Origin of the sequence: Mycobacterium sp. SMC-17 (genome assembly GCF_045310915.1) — a bacterium.
Lineage (GTDB): Bacteria > Actinomycetota > Actinomycetes > Mycobacteriales > Mycobacteriaceae > Mycobacterium.
Genome location: NZ_JBJIAK010000064.1, coordinates 1 through 26517 on the forward strand (window position 1 = coordinate 1; position 26517 = coordinate 26517).

28 protein-coding genes and 2 pseudogenes are annotated in these 26517 nt (G+C 68.5%); 13 read left to right on the forward strand and 17 right to left on the reverse strand.

Annotated features, from left to right (window positions below; genetic code table 11):
- Positions 1 to 52: 52 nt before the first annotated feature.
- Complete coding sequence (locus ACJH7A_RS27075) at positions 53 to 736, reverse strand: hypothetical protein (protein ID WP_406803000.1); 684 nt, start codon at positions 734 to 736, stop codon at positions 53 to 55.
- A gap of 140 nt (positions 737 to 876) precedes the next feature.
- Between ACJH7A_RS27075 and ACJH7A_RS27080 the strand changes: the two genes are divergently transcribed.
- Complete coding sequence (locus tag ACJH7A_RS27080; protein WP_212811728.1) at positions 877 to 2205, forward strand: DUF349 domain-containing protein; 1329 nt, start codon at positions 877 to 879, stop codon at positions 2203 to 2205.
- On the opposite strand, the gene ACJH7A_RS27085 is transcribed toward ACJH7A_RS27080, so the two are convergent.
- Both ACJH7A_RS27085 and miaB read right to left on the reverse strand, forming a co-directional pair.
- Positions 2195 to 2803, reverse strand: coding sequence for a hypothetical protein (locus ACJH7A_RS27085; RefSeq protein WP_212811729.1), 609 nt, complete (start codon positions 2801 to 2803; stop codon positions 2195 to 2197). The genes ACJH7A_RS27080 and ACJH7A_RS27085 overlap by 11 nt on opposite strands.
- Positions 2791 to 4341: a tRNA (N6-isopentenyl adenosine(37)-C2)-methylthiotransferase MiaB gene (miaB, locus tag ACJH7A_RS27090; RefSeq protein WP_212814840.1), complete on the reverse strand. Its 1551-nt coding sequence runs from the start codon at positions 4339 to 4341 to the stop codon at positions 2791 to 2793. Before miaB ends, ACJH7A_RS27085 begins: the two co-directional genes overlap by 13 nt.
- Before the next feature lie 160 nt (positions 4342 to 4501).
- Between miaB and ACJH7A_RS27095 the strand changes: the two genes are divergently transcribed.
- The 4 genes and pseudogenes from ACJH7A_RS27095 to ACJH7A_RS27110 all read left to right on the forward strand — a co-directional run bounded on the left by ACJH7A_RS27095 (position 4502) and on the right by ACJH7A_RS27110 (position 7708).
- Entirely contained in the window at positions 4502 to 5230 is a 729-nt protein-coding gene (locus ACJH7A_RS27095) for an amino acid ABC transporter ATP-binding protein (RefSeq protein WP_165605466.1), read from the forward strand.
- A 29-nt stretch (positions 5231 to 5259) separates the two neighbouring features.
- A pseudogene (locus tag ACJH7A_RS27100) lies at positions 5260 to 6054 on the forward strand (glutamate ABC transporter substrate-binding protein); the annotation flags it as partial.
- 39 nt (positions 6055 to 6093) lie between these two features.
- The gene (locus ACJH7A_RS27105) at positions 6094 to 6768 is read left to right on the forward strand and encodes an amino acid ABC transporter permease (RefSeq protein WP_234791633.1); all 675 of its coding nucleotides are present in this window, start codon (positions 6094 to 6096) and stop codon (positions 6766 to 6768) included.
- Positions 6769 to 6829: 61 nt separating this feature from the next.
- On the forward strand, positions 6830 to 7708 hold the full coding sequence (locus ACJH7A_RS27110; RefSeq protein ID WP_212811731.1) for an amino acid ABC transporter permease: 879 nt from the start codon (positions 6830 to 6832) through the stop codon (positions 7706 to 7708).
- Here the strand turns inward: ACJH7A_RS27110 and ACJH7A_RS27115 are convergent.
- A complete protein-coding gene (locus tag ACJH7A_RS27115) occupies positions 7678 to 8295 on the reverse strand; it encodes a TetR/AcrR family transcriptional regulator (protein ID WP_212811732.1) in 618 nt (205 codons plus the stop codon). The genes ACJH7A_RS27110 and ACJH7A_RS27115 overlap by 31 nt on opposite strands.
- A 120-nt stretch (positions 8296 to 8415) precedes the next feature.
- Between ACJH7A_RS27115 and ACJH7A_RS27120 the strand changes: the two genes are divergently transcribed.
- Together ACJH7A_RS27120 and ACJH7A_RS27125 are read left to right on the forward strand one after the other, a co-directional pair.
- Positions 8416 to 9171: a 3-oxoacyl-ACP reductase family protein gene (locus ACJH7A_RS27120; protein WP_212811733.1), complete on the forward strand. Its 756-nt coding sequence runs from the start codon at positions 8416 to 8418 to the stop codon at positions 9169 to 9171.
- Positions 9172 to 9244: 73 nt separating this feature from the next.
- Positions 9245 to 10207 (forward strand): hypothetical protein, encoded by a 963-nt coding sequence (locus tag ACJH7A_RS27125; protein WP_212811734.1) that lies wholly within the window; start codon positions 9245 to 9247, stop codon positions 10205 to 10207.
- Here ACJH7A_RS27125 and recX read toward each other — a convergent pair.
- The 5 genes from recX to ACJH7A_RS27150 all read right to left on the reverse strand — a co-directional run bounded on the left by recX (position 10204) and on the right by ACJH7A_RS27150 (position 14254).
- Positions 10204 to 10737, reverse strand: coding sequence for a recombination regulator RecX (gene recX / locus ACJH7A_RS27130; RefSeq protein ID WP_406803001.1), 534 nt, complete (start codon positions 10735 to 10737; stop codon positions 10204 to 10206). The two genes, ACJH7A_RS27125 and recX, sit on opposite strands and share 4 nt — an antisense overlap.
- Positions 10706 to 11758 (reverse strand): recombinase RecA, encoded by a 1053-nt coding sequence (recA, locus tag ACJH7A_RS27135; RefSeq protein WP_212811736.1) that lies wholly within the window; start codon positions 11756 to 11758, stop codon positions 10706 to 10708. The genes recX and recA overlap by 32 nt, the downstream gene beginning before the upstream one ends.
- A gap of 193 nt (positions 11759 to 11951) precedes the next feature.
- Entirely contained in the window at positions 11952 to 12746 is a 795-nt protein-coding gene (locus tag ACJH7A_RS27140) for an SDR family oxidoreductase (protein ID WP_212811737.1), read from the reverse strand.
- Positions 12747 to 12874: 128 nt separating this feature from the next.
- On the reverse strand, positions 12875 to 13069 hold the full coding sequence (locus ACJH7A_RS27145; RefSeq protein ID WP_212811738.1) for a DUF3046 domain-containing protein: 195 nt from the start codon (positions 13067 to 13069) through the stop codon (positions 12875 to 12877).
- 9 nt (positions 13070 to 13078) lie between these two features.
- Complete coding sequence (locus ACJH7A_RS27150) at positions 13079 to 14254, reverse strand: glycosyltransferase (RefSeq protein ID WP_406803002.1); 1176 nt, start codon at positions 14252 to 14254, stop codon at positions 13079 to 13081.
- A gap of 61 nt (positions 14255 to 14315) precedes the next feature.
- Here ACJH7A_RS27150 and ACJH7A_RS27155 point away from each other — a divergent pair, with 61 nt between their 5' ends.
- On the forward strand, positions 14316 to 14753 hold the full coding sequence (locus ACJH7A_RS27155) for a limonene-1,2-epoxide hydrolase family protein (protein WP_212811740.1): 438 nt from the start codon (positions 14316 to 14318) through the stop codon (positions 14751 to 14753).
- A gap of 21 nt (positions 14754 to 14774) precedes the next feature.
- Positions 14775 to 15215, forward strand: coding sequence for a DUF5313 domain-containing protein (locus ACJH7A_RS27160; RefSeq protein ID WP_212811741.1), 441 nt, complete (start codon positions 14775 to 14777; stop codon positions 15213 to 15215).
- A 6-nt stretch (positions 15216 to 15221) separates the two neighbouring features.
- Here ACJH7A_RS27160 and pspM read toward each other — a convergent pair whose 3' ends face one another.
- The 4 genes from pspM to pgsA all read right to left on the reverse strand — a co-directional run bounded on the left by pspM (position 15222) and on the right by pgsA (position 18088).
- Positions 15222 to 16046 carry a phage shock envelope stress response protein PspM gene (gene pspM, locus ACJH7A_RS27165; protein WP_406803003.1) on the reverse strand — a complete coding sequence of 275 codons (825 nt, stop codon included), beginning with the start codon at positions 16044 to 16046 and terminating at the stop codon, positions 15222 to 15224.
- 24 nt (positions 16047 to 16070) lie between these two features.
- Positions 16071 to 16880 carry a phage shock protein PspA gene (gene pspA, locus ACJH7A_RS27170; RefSeq protein ID WP_061006850.1) on the reverse strand — a complete coding sequence of 270 codons (810 nt, stop codon included), beginning with the start codon at positions 16878 to 16880 and terminating at the stop codon, positions 16071 to 16073.
- 181 nt (positions 16881 to 17061) lie between these two features.
- On the reverse strand, positions 17062 to 17385 hold the full coding sequence (gene clgR, locus ACJH7A_RS27175) for a transcriptional regulator ClgR (protein ID WP_212811743.1): 324 nt from the start codon (positions 17383 to 17385) through the stop codon (positions 17062 to 17064).
- A gap of 118 nt (positions 17386 to 17503) precedes the next feature.
- Positions 17504 to 18088: a CDP-diacylglycerol--glycerol-3-phosphate 3-phosphatidyltransferase gene (gene pgsA / locus ACJH7A_RS27180; protein WP_212811744.1), complete on the reverse strand. Its 585-nt coding sequence runs from the start codon at positions 18086 to 18088 to the stop codon at positions 17504 to 17506.
- A gap of 55 nt (positions 18089 to 18143) precedes the next feature.
- On the opposite strand from pgsA, the gene ACJH7A_RS27185 reads away from it, so the two are divergent.
- The gene (locus ACJH7A_RS27185) at positions 18144 to 18665 is read left to right on the forward strand and encodes an amino-acid N-acetyltransferase (protein WP_244872576.1); all 522 of its coding nucleotides are present in this window, start codon (positions 18144 to 18146) and stop codon (positions 18663 to 18665) included.
- Here ACJH7A_RS27185 and ACJH7A_RS27190 read toward each other — a convergent pair whose 3' ends face one another.
- Both ACJH7A_RS27190 and ACJH7A_RS27195 read right to left on the reverse strand, forming a co-directional pair.
- Entirely contained in the window at positions 18666 to 19184 is a 519-nt protein-coding gene (locus ACJH7A_RS27190) for a DUF4282 domain-containing protein (RefSeq protein ID WP_073694888.1), read from the reverse strand.
- 109 nt (positions 19185 to 19293) lie between these two features.
- The gene (locus ACJH7A_RS27195; protein WP_061010767.1) at positions 19294 to 21930 is read right to left on the reverse strand and encodes a DNA translocase FtsK; all 2637 of its coding nucleotides are present in this window, start codon (positions 21928 to 21930) and stop codon (positions 19294 to 19296) included.
- Positions 21931 to 22110: 180 nt separating this feature from the next.
- Here ACJH7A_RS27195 and ACJH7A_RS27200 point away from each other — a divergent pair, with 180 nt between their 5' ends.
- The 3 genes and pseudogenes from ACJH7A_RS27200 to ACJH7A_RS27210 all read left to right on the forward strand — a co-directional run bounded on the left by ACJH7A_RS27200 (position 22111) and on the right by ACJH7A_RS27210 (position 23852).
- Complete coding sequence (locus ACJH7A_RS27200) at positions 22111 to 22431, forward strand: putative quinol monooxygenase (RefSeq protein WP_060999746.1); 321 nt, start codon at positions 22111 to 22113, stop codon at positions 22429 to 22431.
- A 2-nt stretch (positions 22432 to 22433) separates the two neighbouring features.
- On the forward strand, positions 22434 to 23261 hold the full coding sequence (locus tag ACJH7A_RS27205; protein WP_060999744.1) for a mycofactocin-coupled SDR family oxidoreductase: 828 nt from the start codon (positions 22434 to 22436) through the stop codon (positions 23259 to 23261).
- Between the two features lies 1 nt (position 23262).
- Positions 23263 to 23852: pseudogene (locus ACJH7A_RS27210) on the forward strand (class I SAM-dependent methyltransferase).
- Here ACJH7A_RS27210 and ACJH7A_RS27215 read toward each other — a convergent pair.
- Together ACJH7A_RS27215 and dapA are read right to left on the reverse strand one after the other, a co-directional pair.
- On the reverse strand, positions 23849 to 25528 hold the full coding sequence (locus ACJH7A_RS27215; RefSeq protein ID WP_212811745.1) for a ribonuclease J: 1680 nt from the start codon (positions 25526 to 25528) through the stop codon (positions 23849 to 23851). The pseudogene ACJH7A_RS27210 and the gene ACJH7A_RS27215 sit on opposite strands and share 4 nt — an antisense overlap.
- The gene (gene dapA / locus ACJH7A_RS27220) at positions 25525 to 26427 is read right to left on the reverse strand and encodes a 4-hydroxy-tetrahydrodipicolinate synthase (RefSeq protein ID WP_406803004.1); all 903 of its coding nucleotides are present in this window, start codon (positions 26425 to 26427) and stop codon (positions 25525 to 25527) included. The genes ACJH7A_RS27215 and dapA overlap by 4 nt, the downstream gene beginning before the upstream one ends.
- Between the last annotated feature and the right edge of the window lie 90 nt (positions 26428 to 26517).

Consider the following 26517-nt stretch of genomic DNA (forward strand, 5'->3'; position numbering starts at 1 on the left):
AGTGCCAGGGCCGACTTGCCGGTGCCGGTGGGGCCGACGACCGCGATGGGCCTCACTGCGCGGTCCAGGTACCGACGCCGTAGGGCGCGCCGCGATACAGCTCCGTCGCTTTCGGGTCGGGTCCGGCCAGCCCGGCCAGCACCTGGTAGGCGACGCGGCCGAGGACGCCGGACAGCCCCGCGATCGCCGCCACGTCACCGGTGGCCAACGCGTCATCCCACTGTGCTTGTCGCGCAACGGAATCCGGATCGAAGCCGCCGGGCGCCGCGGCCGTCAGGGTGTTCGCGCCGTCGGCGACCACCAGCACGCCGACGGGGTCAGCGACCGCGTCCAGCTCCGCGCGCAGGGCACGGCCGCGCTCCAGCGCGATGTCCGACGCCAGACCGTCGGCGAAAACCCGCACGTCGACGGTCGCTCCCGCGTCGACACTCCCCCGCAGCCAGCCGGCGATCAGCGCGCACAGCGGCAGAGGCCGTACCTCCCCGTCCGCGGCCGGCGTGAACGTCACCCGGACGTCTGCGCCGTAACCGGCGAAGGTGCCGACCGCGTCGCCGGGCACCCGGCCATCCTCCGGACCGACGCCGACCGCCACCCAACGCGACGGCAGGTCCTGCACCGCCCCGCGCACGGCCGCCGTCAGGTCGGCCAGTTCGACCGCCGCGCCGGACGCCAGCTCAGGCACCAGAATGGGGGCCGACGGGACGATGGCGATATGTGTCAGGCCGGCGCTACGCACGCGTCCACGCTAACGAGTCCGGCAAACGCCTGCGCAGACGGCGGGTCGACCTGTTTGAATAGCGTGCGAGTACCAGATGACGGCGCCGCGTCGCGCGGCAGAAGCGTGGGTCACCCACGCGCGGGCATGAGGAGCACGAGATGACCACCACCGAACCCGGCAACACCCCGAAACCGACTCCTCGGCCCGGTCCGCCGCGCCCCGGTCCCAAACCGAGCGCCATCCCGCACCACCCTCCGGCGCCACCTGTGGCTGCCGCGCCGACGTGCGATCCGCACCGCTTCGGCCGCGTCGACGACGACGGCACGGTATGGCTCATCACCGCCGCCGGCGAGCGCAAGATCGCGTCGTGGCAGGCGGGCGACGCGGAGGCCGCGTACGCCCACTTCGGCCGCCGGTACGACGACCTGAGCACCGAGGTGGCGCTGCTGGAGCACCGGCTCGGTAGCGGTAGTGGCGACGCCCGCAAGATCAAGTCGGCCGCCGCGACGCTGCTGGAATCGCTGCCGGAGGCCTCGGTACTGGGCGATGTCGATGCCCTGAGTGCCCGGCTGAGCACCATCGTCGAGCAGGCGGGCGCCAGCGCGCAGGAGGAGCGGGCCAAGCGCGACGAGCACCGGGCCGCCCAGACTGCCCGCAAGGAAGCCCTGGCCGCCGAGGCCGAGGAGATCGGCGCCAACTCCACACAGTGGAAGGCCGGCGGCGACCGGCTGCGCGCGATCCTCGACGAGTGGCGGACCATCACCGGCCTGGACCGCAAGGTCGACGACGCGCTGTGGAAGCGCTACTCGGCGGCCCGCGAGGCGTTCAACCGGCGCCGGGGCTCGCACTTCGCCGAGCTCGATCGCGAGCGGGTCGGCGTCCGTCAGGCCAAGGAGGCGCTGTGTGAACGCGCCGAGGCGCTGTCCAGCTCCACGGACTGGGGCGCCACCTCCGCGACATTCCGCGATCTGCTGACGCAGTGGAAGGCCGCGGGCCGCGCCGCCAAGGACGTCGACGACGCCCTGTGGAAGCGGTTCAAGGCCGCCCAGGACACGTTCTTCAGCGCCCGCAACGCGGTCAACGCCGAGAAGGACGCCGAGTTCAACGCCAACGCCGACGCCAAGGCCGAGCTGCTGGCCGAGGCCGAGAAGATCGACATCAGCGATGTCGAGGCCGCGCGCGCGGCATTCCGGGCCATCGGCGACAAGTGGGACGCCATCGGCAAGGCTTCACGCGACCGCACCGCGGAGCTGGAGCGCCGGCTGCGGGCCGTCGAGAAGAAGATCCGCGACGCCGCGCAGAGCGGCTGGAGCGACCCGGAGGCGCAGGCCCGGGCCGACCAGTTCCGCGAGCGCGCCGAGCAGTTCGAGCGTCAGGCCGAGAAGGCCGAGGCCGCCGGCAAGACGAAGGATGCCGAGAAGGCGCGGGCCAGTGCGGCGCAGTGGCGTGAGTGGGCCGACGCGGCTTCCGCCGCGATCAAGAAGTAGGTTCGTCCGGGCCGTCGAGCAGCCCGCGTTTCTGCTGCTCGGCGGTCGATTCGCGGCGCTGCGCCTCGGCGGCCAGCTGCACCGCGGTGCGTGACCACACCACGCGGGCCCAGTGGAACGTCAGCAGGATGACGGCGATCCATGCCAGGTAGAGCCCGAATCCGGGTCCCGGGTAGGGCTTGACGACGGTGTTGCGCGACCAGATGGCCAGCATCCCGAGGAAGCACGACACGGCGGAGCCGGCCAGCGCGATCCAGGCCAGGCCCCAGCGGCGGGTCAGCAGCGCCAGCATCGAGAAGCCGACGCTGAAGACCAGGATCAGCCAGACGAACACCCGCGACGGCAGCAGAATCTTGGCGTCCAGGGCGGCCTGATCGCCGAGCAGGACGTCGAAGCCCTTGACGCCACCGGTGTGCGGCAGCACAAACGACAGCAGGATGACGAAAACGCAGATCGCCACGACCATGGCGCGGCCGCCCGGGTCGATCTCCCGGGCGATGCGCTGCTCGGCGGCGTCGATGTCGTCCTTGAATTCCTCGAATTCGCCGTTCGCGCCGCCGTTGGGCTGTCCGGGCTTGGTGTCGTTCATCGTGAACATCCCTGCTCTACGGGCGTGACGGGGGGCGCGCCGATCTGCGGCATGCCCAGCCCGACGCCGGTGGTGGGTTTGCGGCCCGCGGCGTGCGCGTCGCCCGCGCGGGTGCGGCGGTGGCTGATGATCGGCGTGTCGGCGATCAGGTGGTGCGGGGCGGCACCGGTGACGGTCGTGGCGACGATGTCGCCGGGACGGATGTCGGCGTCACCCGGGGTGAAGTGCACGAGCCGGCCGTCGCGCGCACGGCCCGACATTCTCTCGGTCGCGGAATCCTTGCGGCCTTCGCCGGTGGCCACCAGCAGCTCGACCTCACGGCCGACCTGTGCCAGGTTCTCCTCCCAGGAGATGCGCTCCTGCAGCTCGATGAGCCGCATATACCGTTCGGACACAACCTCTTTCGGAAGCTGGTCGGGCAGCTCGGCGGCCGGGGTACCAGGCCGCTTGGAGTACTGGAACGTGAAGGCGCTGGAGAACCGGGCGCGTTCGACGACGTCGAGGGTGGCCTGGAAGTCCTCTTCGGTCTCCCCGGGGAACCCGACGATGATGTCGGTGGTGATGGCCGCATGCGGGATCGCGGCACGCACCCGTTCGATGATGCCGAGGTACTTCTCGGCGCGGTAGGAGCGGCGCATCTCCTTGAGGATGCGGTCCGATCCCGACTGCAGCGGCATGTGCAGCGTCGGGCAGATGTTCGGGGTGGCCGCCATGGCTTCGATGACGTCGTCGGTGAACTCGGCGGGGTGCGGCGAGGTGAACCGGACCCGCTCGAGGCCCTCGATGTCGCCGCAGGCGCGCAGCAGTTTGGCGAACGCGCCGCGGTCGCGCTCGATGTCGGTCCAGGCGTCCGGATTTTCGCGGAGTCGTTCGTCCTGCGAGAACGAAACGCCATACGCGTTGACGTTCTGGCCCAGCAGCGTGATCTCCAGGACGCCCTGGTCCACGAGGGACTTCACCTCGGCGAGGATGTCGCCGGGACGCCGGTCGACTTCCTTGCCGCGCAGCGACGGCACGATGCAGAACGTGCAGGTGTTGTTGCAGCCCACCGAGATGGAAACCCAAGCGGCGTAAGAAGATTCGCGCGTGGCCGGCAGCGCCGAGGGGAACTCCTGAAGGGCCTCGACGATCTCGACCTGGGCTTCGCGGTTGTGGCGGGCGCGTTCCAGCAGCACCGGCAGTGAGCCGATGTTGTGCGTGCCGAACACCACGTCGACCCACGGCGCCTTGCTCAGCACCGTGTCGCGGTCCTTCTGCGCCAGGCAGCCGCCGACGGCGATCTGCATGTTCGGGTCGGCTTCCTTGCGCGGCGCCAGGTGGCTGATGTTGCCGTAGAGCTTGTTGTCGGCGTTCTCTCGCACCGCGCAGGTGTTGAAGACCACGACGTCGGCGTCGGTGCCGTCCTCGGCACGCCGGTATCCGGCGTCTTCGAGCAGGCCGGCGAGCCGCTCGGAATCGTGGACGTTCATCTGACACCCGTAGGTGCGGACCTGGTAGGTGCGTCCCGCGCCGGAACCCGTAGCGGACTCCGTGGCGTCAGCTTCCACGTCCGGAGTCGCTGTCGAAATCACGTGCCAATCGTACGGGCGGCGCGATTTATACCAAATTTGCCGAAGGGTTTCCGGGTTTCTGTGACTGATCCGCGCGCCGTGGCTTACCTGGGTAGTGTCTGTGCGCATGGTCACCGGCGAGTCACCTGCCACCCCGATGATCTCGGTCAAGGGGGTCAACAAGCACTTCGGCGCACTGCATGTGCTGAAGGACATCAATCTCGAAGTCCCGCGCGGACAGGTGGTGGTGCTGCTCGGGCCGTCAGGTTCGGGTAAGTCGACGTTGTGTCGCACCATCAATCGGCTGGAGACCATCGACTCCGGGTCGATCCACATCGACGGTGAGCTCCTGCCCGAAGAGGGCCGCAAGCTGGCCACGCTGCGGTCCGAGGTCGGCATGGTGTTCCAGTCGTTCAACCTGTTCGCGCACAAGACAATTCTCGAGAACGTCACGCTCGCGCCGATGAAGGTGCGGCGGAAGAACAAGGACGAGGCCCGCAAGAAGGGGCTCGAGCTGCTGGAGCGGGTCGGGGTCGCCAACCAGGCCGACAAGTACCCGGCGCAGCTGTCCGGTGGTCAGCAGCAGCGCGTCGCGATCGCCCGGTCCCTGGCCATGGGCCCCAAGGTGATGCTGTTCGACGAGCCCACCAGCGCGCTGGACCCCGAGATGGTCAACGAGGTGCTGTCGGTGATGACGTCGCTGGCGACCGAGGGCATGACCATGATCGTGGTGACGCACGAGATGGGCTTCGCCCGCCGCGCGTCGAACCGGGTGGTGTTCATGGCCGACGGCACCATCGTCGAGGACGCCGAGCCCGACGAGTTCTTCACGGCGCCGAAGTCCAACCGGGCCCGGGACTTCCTGGGCAAGATCTTGGACCACTGATCGTGGAACGATCGATTGGGCAGAGGTTCGTGACGCGCACTCTGCGCCGCCTGGCCGCCGTCACTGTGCTGATCGTGGCGTTGTTGTCGCTGAGCGCGTGCGGCGCCAACAGCAAGAAGATCACCATCGGCACCAAGTTCGACCAGCCCGGCCTGGCCGCGAAGAAGCCCGACGGCACGCTGGCCGGCTTCGACATCGACGTCGCGACCTACGTGGCCGGGCAGCTGGGCTACAAACCCGACGACATCGAGTGGAAAGAAGCACCGTCGGGTCAGCGCGAGAACCTGATCCAGAACCACCAGGTCGACTTCATCGTCGCCACCTACTCGATCACCGACGCCCGTAAGCAGAAGGTGTCGTTCGCCGGACCGTATCTGGTCACGGGCCAGAGCCTGCTGGTGCGCGCCGACAACAACGAGATCACCAGCGTCGAGTCGCTGCAGAACCACAAGAAGCTGTGCTCGGTGTCGGGTTCCACACCGGCACAACGCATCAAGGACAAGTACCCGGGCGTGCAGCTGCAGCAATACGACACCTACTCGGCGTGCCTGGAGGCGGTGAAGACCGGCGCCATCGACGCGCTCAGCACCGACGAGGTGATCCTGGCGGGCTACGCCGCGCAGACGCCGGGTGCCTTCAAACTCGTCGGCAAGCCGTTCTCGGTGGAGAAGTACGGCATCGGATTGCTCAAGGGCGACAAGGAATTACGCCAGAAGATCAACGACGCCATCGAGAAGATGCAGAAGACCGGCGAGTGGCAGGCCGCGTTCGACCGCAACCTGGGGCCGGCCGGGTTGTCGGCGCCGCCGCCTCCTCCGCTGGACACCAACATCAATGGCGCCGGCGGCGCCAAGCGCGTCGATCTGTGGGGCACCTACGGCGGCAAGATCGTGAAGGCGTTCTGGACGACGATCCAGCTGACGCTGCTCGCCGCGGCCGGGGCACTGATCCTGGGCACCGTGCTGGCGGCGATGCGGCTGTCGCCGGTGCCGGTGCTGCGCTGGCTGGGCACGGCATACGTCAACGTGGTCCGCAACACCCCGTTGACGCTGATCATCCTGTTCTGTTCGTTCGGTATCGGGAACACCCTGCGGATCACCCTGGTCGATCCACATTCACCGACGGCCGTGGTGGACAGCAACTTTCGGCTCGCGGCGCTCGGGTTGACGGTCTACACCGCGTCGTTCGTGTGCGAGACGCTGCGTTCGGGCGTCAACACCGTGCCGCTGGGGCAGGCCGAGGCCGCGCGCTCGCTGGGCATGAGCTTCGGGCAGAACCTGCGGTTGATCCTGTTGCCGCAGGCTTTTCGCGCGGTGATCAATCCGCTGGGTTCGGTGCTGATCGCCCTGGTGAAGAACACCACCATCGCTTCGGCCATCGGCGTGGCCGAGGCGGCGCTGCTGATGAAGGAAATGATCGAGAACACCGCGGCGCTGCTGGCGGTCGGCTCGATCTTCGCCGCGGGTTTCGTGGTCCTGACGTTGCCGTTGGGGCTGTTGTTCGGTTGGTTGGGTAAGCGATACGCGGTGGTGCGGTGATGAGCGCTTGCGCGAAGAACAGAGGACTCCGGTTGAGCGCGTGCGCGAAGGGCGGGCACTGATGAGCGAAGCTTCCGTCCTCTACGACGCCCCGGGCCCACGGGCGCAGCGGCGCAACCTGTTGTTCGCCGCCGTCATCGTCGCGGTGATCATCGCGATGGCCGGCTGGGTGCTGTGGCAGTTCGAGTCGAAAGGCCAACTGACCGAAGCGAAATGGCACCCGTTCCTGACGGCGAACCTGTGGACGACGTACGTGCTGCCCGGGGTGGCCGGCACGTTGACGGCGGCCGCGGTCTCGATCGTGCTGGCGCTCGTCCTAGGTCTGGCGCTGGGCATGGGCCGGTTGTCGGATGCTCGTCCGGTGCGCTGGGTCTGCTCGGTGGTCGTCGAGTTCTTCCGTGCCGTCCCGGTCCTGATCATGATGTTGTTCGCGTATTTCCTGTACGCGCTGTACGACGTCTTCCCGTCGCGCCAACTGGCACTGGCCGGCGTGATCACCGGCCTGACGCTGTACAACGGCACCGTGATCGCGGAGATCGTGCGGGCCGGTGTGCACGCGCTGCCGCGCGGCCAGCGTGAGGCCGCCGTCGCACTGGGTCTGCGGCCCGGTCAGACCCTGCGACTGATCCTGCTCCCCCAGGCCGTGACGTCGATGCTGCCGGTGCTGGTGTCCCAGATGGTGGTGGTGCTCAAGGACACCGCGATCGGCTACCAGATCACCTTCGTCGAGATGGTGCGCCAGGGCACGAACATCGGTTCGGCGTACAGCAACTACATCCCCGCGCTGCTGGTGATCGCGGCCCTGATGATCAGCCTCAACTTCGCGTTGTCGGCACTGGCGACCCGCCTCGAAGCCCGGCTGCGCAAGTCCCGGCGCAGCCCCGAACCACTGCAGATCAAGACCGGGGTTCAGGAGGATGCGCCGGGAACCCCGGCCTGACGCGGTTCGGGCCAGGCGCGCAGCGCCTGATCGGCGACCGCGTGCAATTCGTCGCGGTCGGCACCGCTGTTGGCCTGGACTGCCAGGCCCTGACAGACCGCCCCGATCCAGCGGGCCAGCACCTCCGGGTCCGCCCCGGGTAGTTCGCCCACACGTTGGGCTGCGGTGAACCGTTCGGCCATGTGAGCAACGGCGTCTTCGCGCAGTTGCGCCAGTTCGGCGTGCAATGCCGCCGCCTCGTCGCCGGAGGCCAGGGCGCTCTGCACCAGCAGGCAGCCCCGCGGACCCGCTGTCCCCGCTGACGCGTCGACGGCGCCGTGCACCATGGCGTACGCGGTATCCCATGCGGTGGGCAGGGCCAGCGCCCGTTCCGCGTACCTACCGGGTCCGGCCTGGTAGCGCCGCACGGCGGCCCGGAAAAGGTCGGCCTTGGAACCGTATTCGGCGTACAGCCCGCGCCGGTTCACCCCGGTGGCGGCCGCGAGATCGGCGATGGACACTCCGTCGTAACCGTGCGCCCAGAACAGTCGCATCGCAATGTCCAGGACGCACTCCGGGTCGTACATGCGAGGTCTGCCGATCGCCATCAGCCCCCCTTGTGTGATCCGGGCCACAGTTCGGAATGAAGTCCCGCCGTAGCAGCTTGTCCTGAGCGTACTTAGTAACCGATCGGTTCGAAAGAATCATCCCCACGACTTGGAGAGCTCATGAGCACCACCTCGGAAGCACCACTTGCCGGCCGACGTGCACTGGTCACCGGCGGTTCTCGCGGCATCGGCGCCGCGACTGTGCGCCGGCTCGCCGCCGACGGCGCCGCGGTCGCGTTCACGTACCAGTCGTCGCCCGATGCCGCGCAGGACCTGGTCGACGAACTCGAAGCGACCGGCGCCAAGGTGGCCGCCATCAAAGCCGACAGCGCCGATGCGCTGGCCGTCGCCGCGGCCGTGGATGAAGCCGTCGAGCGGCTCGGCGGCCTCGACATCCTGGTCAACAACGCCGGCGTCGCGCACATCGCCCCGATCGACGACTTCCCGTTGGAAGAGTTCGACCGCCTGGTGAACATCAACGTGCGCGCGGTGTTTGCCGCGATCCAGCGCGCGGTACCGCACCTCGGCCAGGGCGGACGCATCATCACCATCGGCAGTGTGAACGGCGACCGGTCGCCGGTGGGCGGCCTGTCCGTCTACTCCATGACCAAGGCGGCCGTGGCCGGCCTGACGCGTGGCTTGGTGCGCGAGCTCGGCCCACGCGGCATCACCATCAACAACATCCAGCCGGGCCCGATCGCCACCGACATGAACCCTGACGAGGGCGAGCTCGCCGAGTCCCTGCGCCCGCTGATCGCCGTCGGCCGCTACGGCCAGCCGCGCGACGTGGCCAGCGCCGTCGCCTATCTGGCGTCCCCCGAGTCGGGGTTCGTCACGGGCGTCAGCTGGAACATCGACGGCGGTTTCGTGATCTGACGCCGCGTCATCGCAGCAGTCCGCGGGGTTCGCCTTCCCGGTGAACCCCGCGGGCATGCATGTCGTGTCCCTGATGGAGGTTCACTCGATCCCGGGAGGCGTCATGAACGTCGCGGTACGTGCGTTCACAGCAGTTCCAGCTCCAACCCAGACCGTCGCGGCGCTGTGCACCGCGTGCCTGGTTCTCACCGCGGCACCGTCGCCAGGGCGCGCCGCCGCGCAAGCGGTGCCGGTGCTCACCGAACCGAGCATCTCGCTGACGGCGCAGCCGCTGCCGCTCGATCTGCTCAACCAGCAGGTGATGTTCAACGTCGGGCTGTTGGTCGACTGGGTCACCACCGGCGCCGCCCTGTTCCAGCGCCAGGCGCAGATACCGGGGAACTTCGTGGCGGCCATCGGCAGTGGCACGCCGCCACCGGCTGCCGCCGCGCAAGCCTTGAGTGCGTTCGCCGACATCGAGTTCGAGGCCGGACGCGATCTCGTCGGGTTCGCCCAGGACATCGCGGTGTTCCAGCTCCAGTTCCGAGCCACCACCCTGTCCGCATTCCCGCCGTTCAACTCGGGACCCGGTCAGCAGTTCGTCGTCGACACCACCACACTCGGCCTCAACGTCACACAGCAGATGGCGGACTTCGCACGAGCGGTGATCACGTCAGTGGAAAAGTTCACCCACAACATGCTGGGGACACCAGTGCCGACAACGATCGCTGCGGTGAATCCCACCGCAGCCATTGACGTCCCGCAGACACCGAAGACACTGGCCCCCACGAAAACACCGACCATGCAACAGGATTCGATCGCCTCGACGTTCAGCCCCAAGCCACCCAAGCTCCCGGCGCCGCCGAAGAAGCCCCGCCAACTTGTCGACGTGGCGGCCGGCGACATCGATCACCCACCGGCCGGCAAGTTCGCGCCACCGAAGTTGTCGGCACCCAAGTTCTCGGCGCCGAAGTTCTCCGCGCCCAAGTTGTCGCTACCGAAGCTGTCGCTGCCCAAGATCACGCACCCGCAACCCAAGGGAGCGGCCAAAGGCTAGACCGCGCGGCGCTGCCGTTCCTGCGTGAGCTGGGTGTTGACCACATCGAAGGCCATGCCCTGGCTGTACCCGCGGCGTGCCAACATCGCGACCAGGCGCCGGGTCACCTTCATCTCGTCGTCGAGGTTCTCCCGCCGGAGCTTCGCGGCGACCAGTTCCTCGGCGCGCACCCGCCACTCACCCGCGTCGACGCTGTCGAGCGTCTCGGCGATCACGTCGGCGTCGATTCCTTTGGTCCGCAACTCAGAAGCCAAGGCACGCTTGCCTTTTCCCGCATTGGTGCGACGTTCACGCACCCACTGCTCGGCAAAGGCCACGTCGTCGACGAGGCCGACCTCGGCGAGCCGGTCCAGCACCCGGGCGCTGACATCCTCGGGGAAGCCGCGCTTGGTCAGCTGAGCTTCGAGCTCGGCCCGACTGCGCGCCCGGGTGGTGAGCAGACGCAGGCACACGTCCCGCGCCTGCTCCTCACGCCGCCGCGGCTGCGCCGGCTCGGCCTCAGAAGTCGACCGGGGCGGGAAGGACGTCATCGGCCGCACCATCGGTCACCACTGCACCGATACCGAGCTTCTCCTTGATCTTCTTCTCGATCTCGTTGGCGGCATCCGCGTTCTGCAGCAGGTAGTTACGGGCATTCTCCTTGCCCTGCCCCAGCTGCTCGCCGTCGTAGGTGAACCACGAACCGGACTTACGGATGAAGCCGTGCTCGACGCCCATGTCGATGAGCGAGCCCTCACGCGAGATACCGCGACCGTAGAGGATGTCGAACTCGGCCTGCTTGAACGGCGGCGACACCTTGTTCTTGACGATCTTGACGCGGGTGCGGTTACCGACCGCGTCGGTGCCGTCCTTGAGCGTCTCGATACGGCGCACGTCCATACGCACCGAGGCGTAGAACTTCAAAGCCTTACCACCCGTGGTGGTTTCGGGCGAACCGAACATCACGCCGATCTTCTCGCGCAGCTGGTTGATGAAGATGGCGGTGGTACCGGAGTTGTTCAGCGCACCGGTCATCTTGCGCAGCGCCTGGCTCATCAGGCGGGCCTGCAGACCGACGTGGCTGTCACCCATCTCACCCTCGATCTCGGCGCGCGGCACCAGGGCGGCGACCGAGTCGATGACCAGGATGTCGATGGCGCCGGAGCGGACCAGCATGTCGGCGATCTCCAGCGCCTGCTCACCGGTGTCCGGCTGGGAGACCAGCAGCGCGTCGGTGTCGACGCCGAGCTTCTTGGCGTACTCGGGGTCCAGGGCGTGCTCGGCGTCGATGAACGCCGCGATGCCGCCGGCCGCCTGGGCGTTGGCCACGGCGTGCAGGGCCACGGTGGTCTTACCCGAGGACTCCGGGCCGTAGATCTCGACGACGCGGCCACGCGGCAGGCCACCGATACCGAGCGCGACGTCCAGTGCGATGGATCCGGTCGGAATGACCGAAATCGGTTGGCGCGACTCTTCTCCCAGCCGCATGACCGAGCCCTTGCCGAAGCTCTTGTCGATCTGTGCCAGCGCGAGCTCGAGTGCCTTCTCGCGATCTGGGGCCTGTGCTGCCATGGTGGTCTCCGTCCTCGTGGGTGTCCGTTGATCGGGTTTCCGATCGGTTGGCCGTGACGCTAGATGAGGCCACCGACAAGTTTTTCGAACTGACACCACAGTAGCGAACAGATGTTCGACTTCAAGCGGACACGCCGATCAATGACCGGTCACGCGGTGATCGCCACGGTCTTCGTGGTCATCGCCTTCGAGGTCACAGTGAACGCTGGCGCCGCAGGCCCAGCGCCCTCATCAGGGACAGCGCGCGCAGACCGGCGGCCGGTGCCACGTCGGTACCGCGGGCGATCACGCCGCGCCAGCGCGGTACGACACGGAAGATCTGACGGGAATCCATCAGCTCCAGGGCAGCTCGTGCGATGTCGTCGGCCGCCAGCGGCTTGGGACCCGAGAACAGCAGCGCCGCACCGGGGTCGTGGGTCCGCGAGTTGACCATCTCGGTGTTCACCACATCGGGGCACAGCGCCCTGACCCGGATCGGCAGGCCCGCGCCGCGCAGTTCGCCCTGCAGAGAGGTGGTGTACGACAGCACCGCCGCCTTGCTCGCGGCATACACGGCCAGCCCCGGCACCGGCGTCAGCGCCGAGATGGACGCGATGTTGAGGATGACACCGCCACCGGCTCCCATGGCGTTGACCGCCGCCATGCAGCCCGCCATCATGCCGCGGACGTTGACGTCGAGGGTCTGCACGACGTGCTCGGCGGGCTGCTCCCAGGAGTTCCCCGCGTGCAGCACACCGGCGTTGTTGACCCACACCGCGAGTCGGCCCTGCTGCGCAGCCAGTGCCGCCACGGCCTCATGGCCGGCGACGTCGCGCACATCCTGGGCGACGCCCCACGCACCGCGCCCGACGGACTCCGCCGCGCGCTGTGCGGCGTCCCCGTCGACGTCGGTGATCAGTACGCGGTGTCCCGCCGCGGCAAGGGCTTTCGCGATGGCGAGGCCGATTCCCCGCCCAGCTCCGGTGACTACGGCAATGCTGGCGCTCATCGGCGTGTTGTCGTCCTTCCATCGTGGGGTTCACGCACGACGCTATCGGGGCACTCTCGGCGAACACCATGTCGTCGGCCGACAAACACCGAAGCGTGAACCGTGCGGAGAGACCAAAAGACCGGCGCTCACCACTGATCGCGCGGGACGTCGAAGTCCGCGCACAGGGCGCGCCAGACGTCGCGGGGTTCGACGCCCGCTTCGATCGCTTGCGCCGGGGTACGGCCACCGAGCGCGGCCAGCACATGGTCCGACACCAACGCAGCGCCGCGCGCCGCACCGAACTGCTCTTCGATCAGCAGGGTGAATTCGGTCAGTCGCACCGCACCAACCTACTCAGCGGCGCCGCCGAGCGCCGCTCGGCATACGGCCACCGGGTCGGCGACGTCCGCGCCGCTGGCACCGGCGCGCCGGGCCGCCTCCCGGTACGACGGCGTCGCCAGCACGCGGCCCACTGTCGCCACCAGTGCTTCGGCGGTCAACGGCCGGATCAGCTCGCCACTCCCCTGTCGCACAATCCGATTGGCGATCTCCCACTGGTCACCGCCACCGGGCACCACGACCAGCGGTACCCCGGCCAGCAGCGTCTTGGACACGATGCCGTGGCCACTGCCGCAGATCATGACATCGGCCCGCTTCAGCAGTTCGTCCTGCCGCCCGAGCCCGACGGCGGCCCACGGCGGCACCGGCGCGTCGGGACCGCGCAGCCGCGAGACGACGACGCGCGCGCCGTCGGGCAGCGTCTGCCCGGGGATCAGCGTCTCGAGCGCCAGGTCGTCCAGGCCCTGCATCCCCGTCGTCGCGGTCGACGGCGCCACCACCACGACCGGCCCCGAACCGGGCGGTATGTCGAGCACCGCGGTCGTGGGCTCGAAGTGCAGCGGCCCCACGACGACGGCTCCGGCCGGCCAGTCCGGCCGCGGCACCTCCAGCCCGGGCAAGGTCGCGATCAGCCGCCGCGCCGGCCCGGGATCGCTTGCGGGCAAGCCGATTCCGACGCGCGCCGCAGACCGCTGCCGGTTTCCCTGGCGCACCGAACGCGCCGTGAGGAACCGCAGCGTCGCGTCCCGCAGCCGGCCGCGCACGCCGACGCCCGGCGCCAGGCCACTGCCCAGCGGCGGCAGGCCCTTCGACGGCAGATACAGCGGGTGCGGGGTCAGCTCGACCCACGGCAGTCCCATCAGCTCGGCGGCCATCCCGCCGCACACCGTGATGACGTCGGACACGATCAGGTCGGGCGCCGGCTCTCGCAGCGACGAGTCATTGAGCACCGCCATCCGGGCCGCACGCTCGTGAATCTTGGCGCCCGAGTCGAGGTCGTCGTCGCCGTCCTCGGGATCCAGCCCGAGCAGCTCCCGCGCATCGACGCCGGCCTGCCGTGCGGTGTCGAGCCATTGCCGGCCGGTGAACAGCACCGGATGGTCGCCGGCAGCCCGGAACCGGAGGCACAGCGCGATGGCCGGAAAGGCATGGCCGGGGTCCGGCCCGGCAACGACGGCGACGCGCATCGGGTCACCCTGTCACACCGGGGCCTGTGCGCCGGCGGGCAGGCGCACTACCGTGGCCGGTATGACACAGAGCACACCGGCCGTGACCCAGACCAACGCCGAGATCGTCGAATCCTTCCTGTACGCGCTGCAGGCCGAGGACATGGACACCGCCGACTGCCTGCTCGACGACAACCTCGTCTACGAGAACGTCGGGCTGCCGACCATCCACGGCCGCACGCGCGCGATGAAGCTGTTCCGCCCCATGAAGAAGAGCCCGGTCAGTTTCGAGGTCAAGTTCCACCGCATCGTCGGCGAGGGCACGACGGTGCTCAACGAGCGCACCGACGCGCTGGTCATCGGTCCCGTGCGCCTGCAGTTCTGGGTCTGCGGGGTCTTCGAGGTGCACAACGGCAAGATCACGCTGTGGCGCGACTACTTCGACATGTTCGACATGGCCAAGGCCACGCTGCGCGGCCTCATCGGCGCCGTCGTCCCGGCTCTGCGTCCGACCATGTGACCCCCGGTAAAATCGGCCACCATGGCCAATGAGAACCGCCCGAAGCCCAACGCCTGGCAGTACATCAAGTACAGCTACGGCGGCCGGCTGCCCGACTCGATGCGGGCGTGGGTGACCGAGGACCTCATCGGCAAGGGCGCAACGCTGCGGATCGTCATCCGCATGTTCGTCCCGGCGTTTCTGATCCTGATCCCGATCTGGTTCCTGCCCGAGCTCCTCGGCATCACCGGAGGGCAGGATCTCGTCATCCGCCTCAGCGCGACAGTGCCGATCCTGATCCCGGTGATCTACTTCTCGCACGCCCTGAACAAGATCTGGCGCCGCCACATGCTGGTCAAGCACGGCATCGACCCGAAGCTGCTCGAAGAGTCCTTGCGGCAGAAGAACGCCCACATCCACGCGGCCTACGAAGAGCGGTACGGCCGCCGGTCCGACGACGGCACGGGCAGCACCACGATCTAGCGGCCGTCAGGCCTGGCGCAGCCGTCCGAGTTCGTCGAAGGCCTGCGCCCAGGCGCTGAGCCGGTCCGTGGCGGCGACCAGTTCGCTGCGGTAACGCTGCTCGGACATCGACCGCGCCGAGCCCGCACCGCTGTTCGCCGCGGACACCAATTGTGCTGCCGCCGTGGCGATGTCGCCGTACTGCCGCACGCCTGCCTCGAGCTGGGCCGTGTACGCATTGATGGTCGGGACCAGATGTCCGCGGGACTGCGGGACCGAGCCGGCCGCGCGTTCCATGGCGACGACTTCCGCGGCCGTACCGGCCAGCGCCGCAGCCGACACGTTGGCCGCGGCGGTCACCTCGGCGATCTCGCCGGCCGGCAGCAACTGGCCGCGCTGGATGACGCTCAGCAGCGAGTACAGCCCGCGTTCGGCCGATGCCAGGGTCTCCATCGGACGCCGGGCCGCCGAGCCTCTGGGCGGCAGCCGCCGTGAAGTCCGCGCGGGCGGCAGGGGCTCGCCGCGCAGCCACCGGTACCGCAGGAAGCACAGCGTGGCCAGGAAGGCGGCGCCGCCGGCGATGGGGCCGGTGATGATCAGCACCCAGAACGGCGTGCTCCAGGCCGCCAGCAGTGCCGTCAGCCCGATCCAGAAGGCGCTGGCGCCGGCGAAGAGCCAGCCCAACCGCAGCGCCCAGCGGCGCTTGCGCAGCAGGCGCGCCCGCGGGTCGGCGGCGGCGCCGAGGCGCTGGGCCACCAGGTCGGACAATTCGGCAGCGGTGTCGATGCTGCGTTGCAGGACTGCCTGCCAGCCCCGGGTCTCCCCGGGACGGCCGGCCGACTGGGCGTTCACCGCTGCCCCCTCACATCTCGAAAGTTACTGCGACAGTGGATTTTCCGGAGCCGGGTTGGCTGCCGGAGCCGCGGGAGTGGCCGGTGCGGCGGCGCCGCCGGACGGCAGGGAGTTGCCCTGCATCGAGGCACGGATCTGCTCCAGGCGCGAATGCCCGGCCATCTGCACGCTGGCCTGCTGGACCTCCATCATGCGGCCCTGCACCGAGTTCTGCGCCAGCTCGGCAGAGCCCATGGCGTTGGCGTAGCGACGCTCGATCTTGTCGCGCACCTCGTCGAGGCTCGGGGTGTTGCCCGGCGCGGCGATCTCGGTCATGGAACGCAGCGAGGCGCTGACCTGCTCCTGCATCTTGGCCTGCTCGAGCTGCGACAGCAGCTTGGTGCGCTCGGCGATCTTCTGCTGTAGCACCATGGCGTTCTGCTCGACGGCCTTCTTGGCCTGCGTCGCGGCCTGCAGCGACTGGTCGTGCAGCCCCTTGAGGTCCTCGACGCTCTGCTCGGCGGTCACCAGCTGGGCGGCGAAGGCCTCGGCGGCGTTGTTGTACTCGGTGGCCTTGGCGACGTCGCCGGCCGCGGTGGCCTGGTCGGCCAGGGTCAGCGCCTGACGGACGTTGGCCTGCAGCTTCTCGATGTCGGCGAGCTGACGGCTCAGGCGCATCTCCAGCTGGCGCTGGTTGCCGATGACCGAGGCGGCCTGCTGAGTCAGGGCCTGGTGCTGGCGCTGGGCCTCCTCGATCGCCTGCTGAATCTGCACCTTCGGGTCGGCGTATTCGTCGACCTTGGAGCTGAACAGCGCCATGAGGTACTTCCAGGCCTTGACAAAGGGATTGGCCATGAGATCGGTCCGCCTTCGTGTCGTTCGTTGATTCGGGATCGGTTGTCAGGTTGCCGGCCACACGGTGGCAGCGCGTCTACAGCCAACCTAGTGGGTATGGACAGCCGGACGCAGCCCGCATGCAGGATTACGGCGCGGCGAATGCCAGACGCGTTCGAGCTGCGGTTCCGGCCCCGGCGACTCAGGCAACTGCCATGGCGAGAGCCTGTGGGATGACGACCTTGGTCGCGACGTCGATGTTGGCCACCGTGCGGTCGGCCTCGGCGCGCTCGGTGTGCAGCATCTGCTCGGCGGCGTCGGCCAGAACCTGGGACAGCGGCACGTCCAGGGCGCCGCAGATGGCACCGAGCAGTTCACTCGAGGGTTCCTTGCGGCCCCGCTCGACCTCGGACAGGTAGCCCAGGCTCACCCGAGCACCGTCGGACACCTCGCGCAGTGTGCGTCCCTGCCCGGTACGGGCCTGACGCAGCACGTCGCCGATGACCTCACGCAGCAATGTCGTCATCGTGTTTCCCTTCGCCCTGAAGTAACAGCAGCCGCGCAGCCCGGCCGGACCACCCGTTCTACACGGTCTTGTAGGCACCAACGTGGCGACGCACCGCTTTGGTTCCCGGGCTGCCGGATCAGGGCCGGCGAAAAGCGGAGACGACGTAGTCGATGCCGGTCAGCACCGTCAGCACGACGGCGGCCCACATGAACACCCAGGCGGTGGTCAGCCATGGCGCGGGCCAGGCGTGCAGGGGCAGGACGAACAGGCCGATCGCCACGGCCTGCACCAACGTCTTGAGCTTGCCGCCGCGGCTGGCGGGGATGACGCCGCGCCGGATCACCGCGAAGCGCAACAGCGTCACCGCGAGCTCGCGGGCCAGGATCACGACCGTGATCCACCACGGCAGGTCGCCGAGCATCGACAGCCCGATCAGCGCGGCGCCGATCAGCGCCTTGTCGGCGATGGGATCGGCCAGCTTGCCGAATTCGGTGACCATGTCGAAGCTGCGGGCGATCTCGCCGTCGAACCGGTCGGTGATGACGGCGGCCGCGAACACGACGAAAGCGGCTATCCGCCAACGAGTTTCGTGACCGTCTCCGGCGAACAGCGCGGCCAGGAACACGGGCACCAGCACGATGCGCAGTCCGGTCAGCAGATTGGCGATGTTCGCCACGCCGGCGCGCGAGGCGCGCGGATCGGTATCTGACTGGCCTGTCACCGACACAGGATATCCGGTCACCTACCGGGCGATACGCAGCCGATACCCTCCACATGTGAGCGACGCACCGAAACCCGCCACCACTGGGCTGGTGGTTCGCCGCGCCCGGACTTCCGATGTACCGGGAATCAAGGCCCTCGTGGACATCTACGCGGGAAAGATCCTGCTGGAAAAGAACCTGGTGACCCTCTACGAGGCGGTCCAGGAGTTCTGGGTCGCCGACCTGCACGGCGAGATCGTCGGCTGTGGCGCATTACACGTGCTGTGGGCCGACCTCGGTGAGGTGCGTACCGTCGCCGCGCACCCCAAGGTGCGCGGCATGGGCGTCGGGCACGCCGTGGTGGCCAAGCTGCTCGACGTGGCCCGGGACCTGCAGCTGCAGCGCGTCTTCGTGCTGACCTTCGAGACCGATTTCTTCAGCCGGCACGGCTTCAAGGAGATCGAGGGCACGCCCGTCACCGCCGAGGTGTACGAGGAGATGTGCCGCTCGTACGACACCGGTGTGGCGGAGTTCCTGGACCTGTCCTACGTCAAGCCGAACACCCTGGGCAACACCCGGATGCTGGTCACGCTGTAGCTAGTCGGCGCCTTCGGCTGCCGCGTTCCGGCGCGCCACGATGCGGTCGCGCATGTCCATGATCGCGGCCCGCCGACGGGACCGTCCGCCACGGCCGAACGACGGCAGCGTCGGGATCACCTCGATCTTGTCCGACACCCCGATCATGAGCTCGGCGATCTCCAGCACCAGCTCGTTGAGCTCGTCGACCTGCTGACCCATCGCCATGAACGCGCTCAGCGACTCCAGGACCACGCGCGCCACCAGCACGATCGCGACGCAGGTGACCGGACCGGCGAGCACCAGCCAGAACACGCCGAGCACTGCGGACAACTCGAACGCCACCACGGCGCCCGCCAGATACAGAACCACCGCACCGGCGATGACCAGCCCGTACAACAGCGGAACCACGTGCTGCGCCGTCGACTTCCGGAACCCGAAGTCGGTGAACGCCGTCAGCGCGGGCCACCTGCGGCCACCGGATTCGAGCTCGGTGTCGAGCTCCGCGTCCGTTGCTGCGCTGCGCGAAATGTCAACCACGGCAAAGCCTCCTTAGGAGTCCAGCCTCCCACAGTCGGCGCCGTCAGCGACCGATCGTCGTTGTTATCCGCACCGCCGATCAGTCCGGGTGTGATGTCGGCAACACCGGTCAGAAACCGGGGTCGTCGCCCATCGAACCGTTGGCGTCCGAGCCGCCCTGGATCAGCATCAGCGTGCCGGCGAGCTCATCGGGCTTGACCAGGACCTCACGGGCCTTGGAGCCCTCGGACGGCCCGACGATGCCGCGGGTCTCCATCAGGTCCATCAGGCGGCCGGCCTTGGCGAACCCGACCCGCAGCTTGCGCTGCAGCATCGAGGTCGACCCGAACTGGCTCGACACGACCAGCTCGACGGCCTGCAGGAAGACATCCATGTCGTCGCCGATGTCGCTGTCGATCTCGCGCTTCTCGACGGTCTTGACCGTGACGCCGTCGATGAACTCGGGCTGGGCCTGCTGCTTGGTGAAGGCGACGACGGCCTGGATTTCGTCGTCGCTGACGAACGCACCCTGGACGCGGATGGGCTTGGGCGCCTCCGACGGCTGGAACAGGCCGTCGCCCTTACCGGTGAGCTTCTCGGCGCCGATCTGGTCGAGGATGACGCGCGAGTTGGTCGCGTTGGTGACGCCGAATGCCATGCGGGACGGCACATTTGCCTTGATCAGACCGGTCACGACCGACACCACCGGCTGCTGGGTGGCCAGCACCAGGTGGATGCCCGCGGCGCGGGCCTTCTGGGTGATGCGGACGATGGCGTCTTCGACGTCGCGCGGCGCCTGCATCATCAGGTCGGCCAGCTCGTCGACGACGCACAGGATGTACGGGTAGGTCTTGTAGACCCGCTCGCTGCCCAGCGGCGCGGTGATCTCGCCCGAGCGCACCTTCTTGTTGAAGTCGTCGATGTGCCGGACACCGCTGGCGCTCATGTCCTGGTAGCGCTGCTCCATCTCCTCGACCAGCCACGCCAGCGCGGCGGCGGCCTTCTTCGGGTCGATGATCACGGGCGTGATGAGGTGCGGAATGCCTTGGTAGGGCGGGAATTCCACCATCTTCGGGTCGACCAGGATCATCCGGACCTCGTCGGGCGTGGCGCGCTGCAGCAGCGACACCAGCATCGAGTTGATGAAGCTCGACTTACCCGAACCGGTGGAGCCGGCCACCAGGAGGTGCGGCATCTTGGCCAGGTTGTAGCTGATGAAGTGGCCTTCGACGTCCTTGCCGATGCCGAACACCATCGGGTGGTGGTCCTTGCGGGTGCTCGGCGCGTTCAGCACGTCCTTGAGCCGCACCATCTCGCGGTCGCTGTTCGGCACCTCGACACCGACCAGAGACTTACCGGGGATCGGCGCGAGGAGGCGGATGTGCTCGTTGGCCACCGCGTAGGCGAGGTTGCGCTGCAGCTGGGTGAACCGCTCGACGCGGACGCCCGGCCCGAGCTCGATCTCGTACCGGGTGACGGTCGGGCCGCGCTGAAATCCCACGACCGTGGCGTCGACCTTGAACTGCTCCATGACCTCGGAGATGGCCGACATGATGCGGTCGTTGTCGCGGCCTACACGCTTCGGCGGGTCACCGTCGGACAGCAGGTCCAGCGGCGGCAGCGTGTAGTCGCCCTCGATGACGCGGTCCAGCGACAAGCCGTCGTCCTGCGCCTTTTCCAGGGCCTTGGCCTTGGTGGGCACCGGGTCCGCGACGTTCTGGGCCTTGCGGCGGCGCGCCGGCTTGGCGGCCGGCTCGGGCGCGGTCGGCGCTTCGTCGGCGGCGGGCTCGACGGGGTAGTTGTCCATCGGCGTGCGGCCCAGCGGGCGTGTCATGGCCGCGGTGGTCTGGTCCGAGCCGGGCCAGGCCTCGGGTTCGTCACGCGAGTAGGTGGGGTCGTCGTAGTAGCCGTCGGAGAAGTCGTCGGCGAAGTCGTCGACAAAGCCGGCCTGGCTGTCGTCGTACTCCGCGTCGTGCTCGCCGTGCAGGCGGCCGGAAACCATGTAGCGCAAGGTGTCCGGCAGTTCCCGGATGGTCGTGCCGGTGACGAGCAGCAGGCCGAACAGCACGCCCATGATGAGCAGCGGCGTGGCGATCCAGACGGTCAGCCCGTCCGAGAGCGGCCCGCCGATGACGAAGCCGACGAAGCCGGCGGCGCCGCGGCGCTCCCCCGGCTCGGTGGGTGCGCCGGCCCAGATGTGCCACAGGCCCAGTACCGGCAGCCCGATCATGGCGGCGCCGAGGATCAGCCGGGGCCGGGCGTCGGGGTTCGGATGGGTGCGCATCAGCGTGACGGCCAGTGCGAGCAGCAGCACCGGCAGCACCACGACCGCGGCTCCGATGACGGTGCGGACGCCGTAGTCGATCCAGGCGCCGACCGGGCGGGCCGCGTCGAACCAGGAACTCGCCGCGATGAGGAAGGCGACGCCGAGCAGCGCCAGCGCGATGCCGTCACGGCGGTGTCCGGGCTCGAGTTCGCGGGCCCGGCCGACGCTGCGGGCGGTGGTTCCGGCGCCCTTGGCGAGCATCAGCCAGCCGGCGCGGGCGCCACGACCCACTGCAGCACCGGCCGTGGCGACCGGCGACGGATGCGGCGCGGGTTTGCGGGCCGGCTTTCGGGCGGGCGATTTCGGGGCCGGCGGACGTGCCGGCCGGCCCGACTTTGCACTGCCTGACTTCGATGAACGCGCCCCCGAACCGGCTGCGCCACGATTCGCCGACCCGGCCTTGGCCCGGTTAGCTGAGCTCGTTGCGGTTTTACTCGCCATGGCTGCCAGCCTAGTCGCAATCACCCCATCTGCACCATCTGCCACACAAGTAACGCTTGGGTCACGACCAGCACCGCAGATCTGCTGGTCACGGACCAGTGGGAGCCACGTCACACGTGCGGCGCGCGCCGGTCTAACGTGGACACCTGTCTAGGTCAGCTATCTATCGAGGAGTTCTTCATGCCCGTCGTTGTCGTCGCCACCATGAAAGCCAAGCCCGAGTCCGTCGACCTGGTCCGCGCCGCGTGCGTCGAGGCCGTCGACGCCGTGCACGGCGAACCGGGCTGTGAGCTCTACTCGCTGCACGAGGCCGACGGCGGCACCTTCGTGTTCGTCGAGCAGTGGGCCGACGCCGATGCCATCAAGACCCACAGCACCGCCCCGGCCATCGGCAAGCTGTTCGGCGCCATCGGCGAGCACCTCGACGGCGCGCCCGACATCAAGATGCTCGCGCCCGTGGTCGCCGGCGATCCGGCCAAGGGCCAGCTGCGGGGGCAGTAGCCATGGGTGAGCTGAGCGGCAAGGTCGCCTTCATCACCGGCGCGGCGCGTGGCCAGGGCCGCGCGCACGCGGTGAAGCTGTCTTCGATGGGCGCCGACATCATCGCCGTCGACCTGTGCGACCAGATCGCGTCGGTCCCCTACCCCATGGCCACGCCCGACGATCTGGCCGCGACGGTGAAGCTGGTCCAGGACAACGGCGCCCGGATCATCGCCGGCCAGGCCGACGTCCGTGACCGCGATGCCCTCAAGACCGCGCTCAAGGCCGGCGTCGAGGAACTCGGCGGACGGCTGGACATCGTCATCGCCAACGCCGGGATCGCGCCGATGGCCGGTGAAGACGCCTGGCAGGACGTCATCGACGTCAACCTGACGGGCGTCTACAACACGCTGGACGTGGCGATGCGGCCGATGGTCAAGGCCGGCAACGGTGGATCGATCGTGCTGATCAGCTCGGTGGCCGGACTGGTCGGGCTGGCCTCACCGATGGCCGGGTCGGTGGGCTATGCCGCCGCCAAGCACGGCATGGTGGGACTGATGCGGGTTTACGCGAATCTGCTTGCGTCGCAGAACATCCGGGTCAACTCGATCCATCCGGCCGGGGTCGACACCCCGATGATCGACAACGAGTTCACCCGGAAGTGGTTGAGTCAGTTGACCTCCGACTCCGAAGCGGCCAAATCGGCGCCGAACATGACCAACGCGCTGCCCGTGCAGGTGCTCGAGGCCGAGGACATCGCCAACACCGTGGCGTGGCTGGTGTCGGACGCCGGGCGGTACATCACCGGCGTGACCCTGCCGGTGGACGCCGGCTTCGTCAACAAGCGCTGACATGGCCCGCAACGCCGCGGCGCAGACGGCTTTCGGGCCGATGGTGCTCGCCGCGATCGAGCAGCACGAGCCGCCGGGTCGTCGTCTGGTCGATGACGACCTGGCGGCATCTTTCCTGCCGCCGGGCCTTCGCACACTGGTGGCGGCCACCCGGTGGTCGCCGTCGACTTCGAGCACGACGACCTGATGGCCGCCCTCGCCGCTGCGGGGTACCGCCGTGATGCCCGCACGTTCTTCATCTGGGAGGGCGTCACGCAATACCTGACCGCCGAAGCGGTCGATGCCACGCTCGCGCAACTACGCTCCGCGCCGGCGGGCAGCCGACTCGACTTCACCTACGTGCAGCGCGATTTCATCGACGGCGTCGACATCGCCGCCGCGCCATCGCTGTACCGCCGGTTCCGCGAGCGCAGCGAGGTCTGGAAGTACGGACTCCGACCCGACGAGATCGACCGGTTCCTGGACGGTTACGGCTGGCGACTGCTCGACCAGTTGGGGCCGGACCAGGCGCGTGACCGCTATGTGCGCCCGACCGGCCGGGCGCTGCCGACCTCGAGTCTCGAGTGGTCGGCGCTGGCCCGGAAGATTTAGACCTCGAGGACGGTCGGCACGATCATCGGCTGGCGCCGGTAGGTCTCGCCGACCCATTTGCCGACGGCCCGACGGACCGCCTGGACGATGCGTGCGGGGTCGGTGACCTGCTCGGCGACAAGGGTTTCCAGTGCCGTCTGCGCCTTCTCGGCGCCCGGCTCGAGAGCCTTGGGGTCCTCGGAGAAGCCCCGCGAGTGCAGGTGCACCGGGGCCACCGGCTTGCCGGTCTCGCGGCTGATCACCACGGTGACCGCGATGAAACCCGAAGTCAGCGTGAGCCTTTCGCCCAGCGTGGCGTCACCGACGTCACCCAGCACCAGACCGTCGACGAACACCTTGCCGACCGGCACGGCGCCGGCGATCCGGGCCTGGCCATTGATCAGGTCGACGCTGACGCCGTTCTCGGCGAGGACGACGTTCTCCTCCGGCACGCCGGTGCGGATCGCGAGTTTGGCGTTGGCGCGCAGGTGCCGCCAGGTGCCGTGCACCGGCATGACGTTGCGCGGCCGCACCCCGCGGTACAGGAACAGCAGCTCGCCGGCGTAGGCGTGGCCCGAAACATGCACGCGCACTTGCTGATTGGTCACGACGCGGGCGCCGATCTTGGCCAGCGAGTCGATCACGCCGTAGACGGCTTCCTCGTTGCCGGGGATCAGCGAGCTGGACAGGATGATCAGGTCGCCGGCCGTCAGCGTGATGCTGCGGTGCTCACCGCGCGACATCCGGGACAACGCCGCCATGGGCTCACCCTGCGTGCCCGTGGTGATGAGCACGACCCGGTCGGCCGGCAGCAATTCGGCCGCGCCGATGTCGACGACGTCATCGTCGTGGACGTTGAGGAAGCCGAGTTCCTTGGCGATCCCCATGTTGCGGACCATCGAGCGGCCGACAAAGGACACCTTGCGACCCAGCGCCACGGCGGCGTCGATGATCTGCTGAACCCGGTCGACGTTCGAGGCGAAGCACGCCACGATGACGCGGCCGTCCGCGCCGCGGATCAGCCGGTGCAGGTTCGGTCCGACCTCGCTCTCGGACGGACTGACCCCGGGAATCTCGGCGTTGGTCGAGTCGCACAGGAACAGGTCGACGCCCTGTTCGCCGAGCCGGGACATGCCGGGCAGGTCGGTGGGCCGGCCGTCCGGCGGCAGCTGATCGAGCTTGATGTCACCGGTGTGCAGCACGGTGCCGGCACCGGTGTGCACGGCGATGGCGAGGGCGTCGGGAATCGAGTGGTTGACCGCGAAGTACTCGCACTCGAACACCCCGTGGGTGCTGCGCTGCCCCTCGGCGACGATCTGCATGTTCGGCTTGAGCCGGTGCTCACGGCACTTGGCGGCCACCAGGGCCAGCGTGAACCGCGAGCCCACCACGGGGATGTCCGGCCGCATCTTGAGCAGATACGGAACGGCGCCGATGTGGTCCTCGTGCGCGTGGGTGATCACCAGCGCCTCGATGTCGGCCAGCCGGTCCTCGATGTGCCGGATGTCCGGCAGGATCAGGTCGACGGCGGGCTCGTCGTGCGTCGGGAACAACACGCCGCAGTCGATGATGAGCAGCCGGCCGAGATGCTCGAAAACCGTCATGTTGCGGCCGATTTCGCTGATGCCGCCCAGGGCCGTCACACGCAGACCGCCCGGCTCCAACGGGCCGGGCGGTGCGAAGTCGGGTCTGGTCACGCAAGCACCGATGCCGCACGGAGGTCCGCTTCGAGCGCCGTGAGCTGTTCGGCACTGGCGGGCACCTGGGGCAATCGCGGGTCACCGACCTCGATACCCAACAACCGCAGCCCTTCCTTGCTCATGGTGACGCCGCCGAGCCGGTTCTGCGCGTTGCTCAACGAGCTGAGCCCCAGGTGAATCTTGCGGGCGGTGGCGATGTCACCGGAGTTGAACGCCGACAGCAGCGCGCGCAGCTCCGCAGCGGCCACGTGGCCCCAGACGCTGATGAATCCGGTGGCACCCATCGCCAGCCACGGCAGGTTGAGCGCGTCGTCACCCGAGTAGTAGGCCAATCCGGTCTCGGCCATCATCTGCGCGCCACCGTTGAGATCGCCCTTGGCGTCCTTGACGGCGACGATGTTCGGGTGCCGCGCCAAGGTGCGAATGGTGTCCCACTCGATCGGGATCGACGACCGCGGCGGGATGTCGTAGAGGATCACCGGCAGCTCGGTGGCATCGGCGACGGCCGTGAAGTGCGCGAGCAGACCGGCCTGCGGCGGCCGCGAGTAATACGGCGTGACGACGAGCAGACCGTGCGCGCCGGCGGCGGCGCAGGCCTTCGCCAGGTGGACGCTGTGTGCGGTGTCGTAGCTGCCGGCGCCGGCGATGATCCGGGCGCGGTCGCCGACTTCTTCGAGAACCGCCTCGAGCAGGGCGACCTTCTCGTCGTCGGTGGTGGTCGGCGATTCGCCGGTGGTGCCGGAGACGACGAGGCCGTCGCACCCCTTGTCGACCAGATACTTGGCTACCTTCTTCGCACCAGCCAGATCAAGCGAGCCGTCCGGGCCGAACGGCGTCACCATGGCAGTCAGCACGGTGCCCACACGTGCGCTGACATCAATTCCGGTGGTGCTCACGGGCAACAAGATTACCGGCTCTTCACAGATGAGGGTGTAGAGGTGGTTGGCGCGTCGTTGCCGGGATAGAGGTCGAGGTCTCTCGAAAAT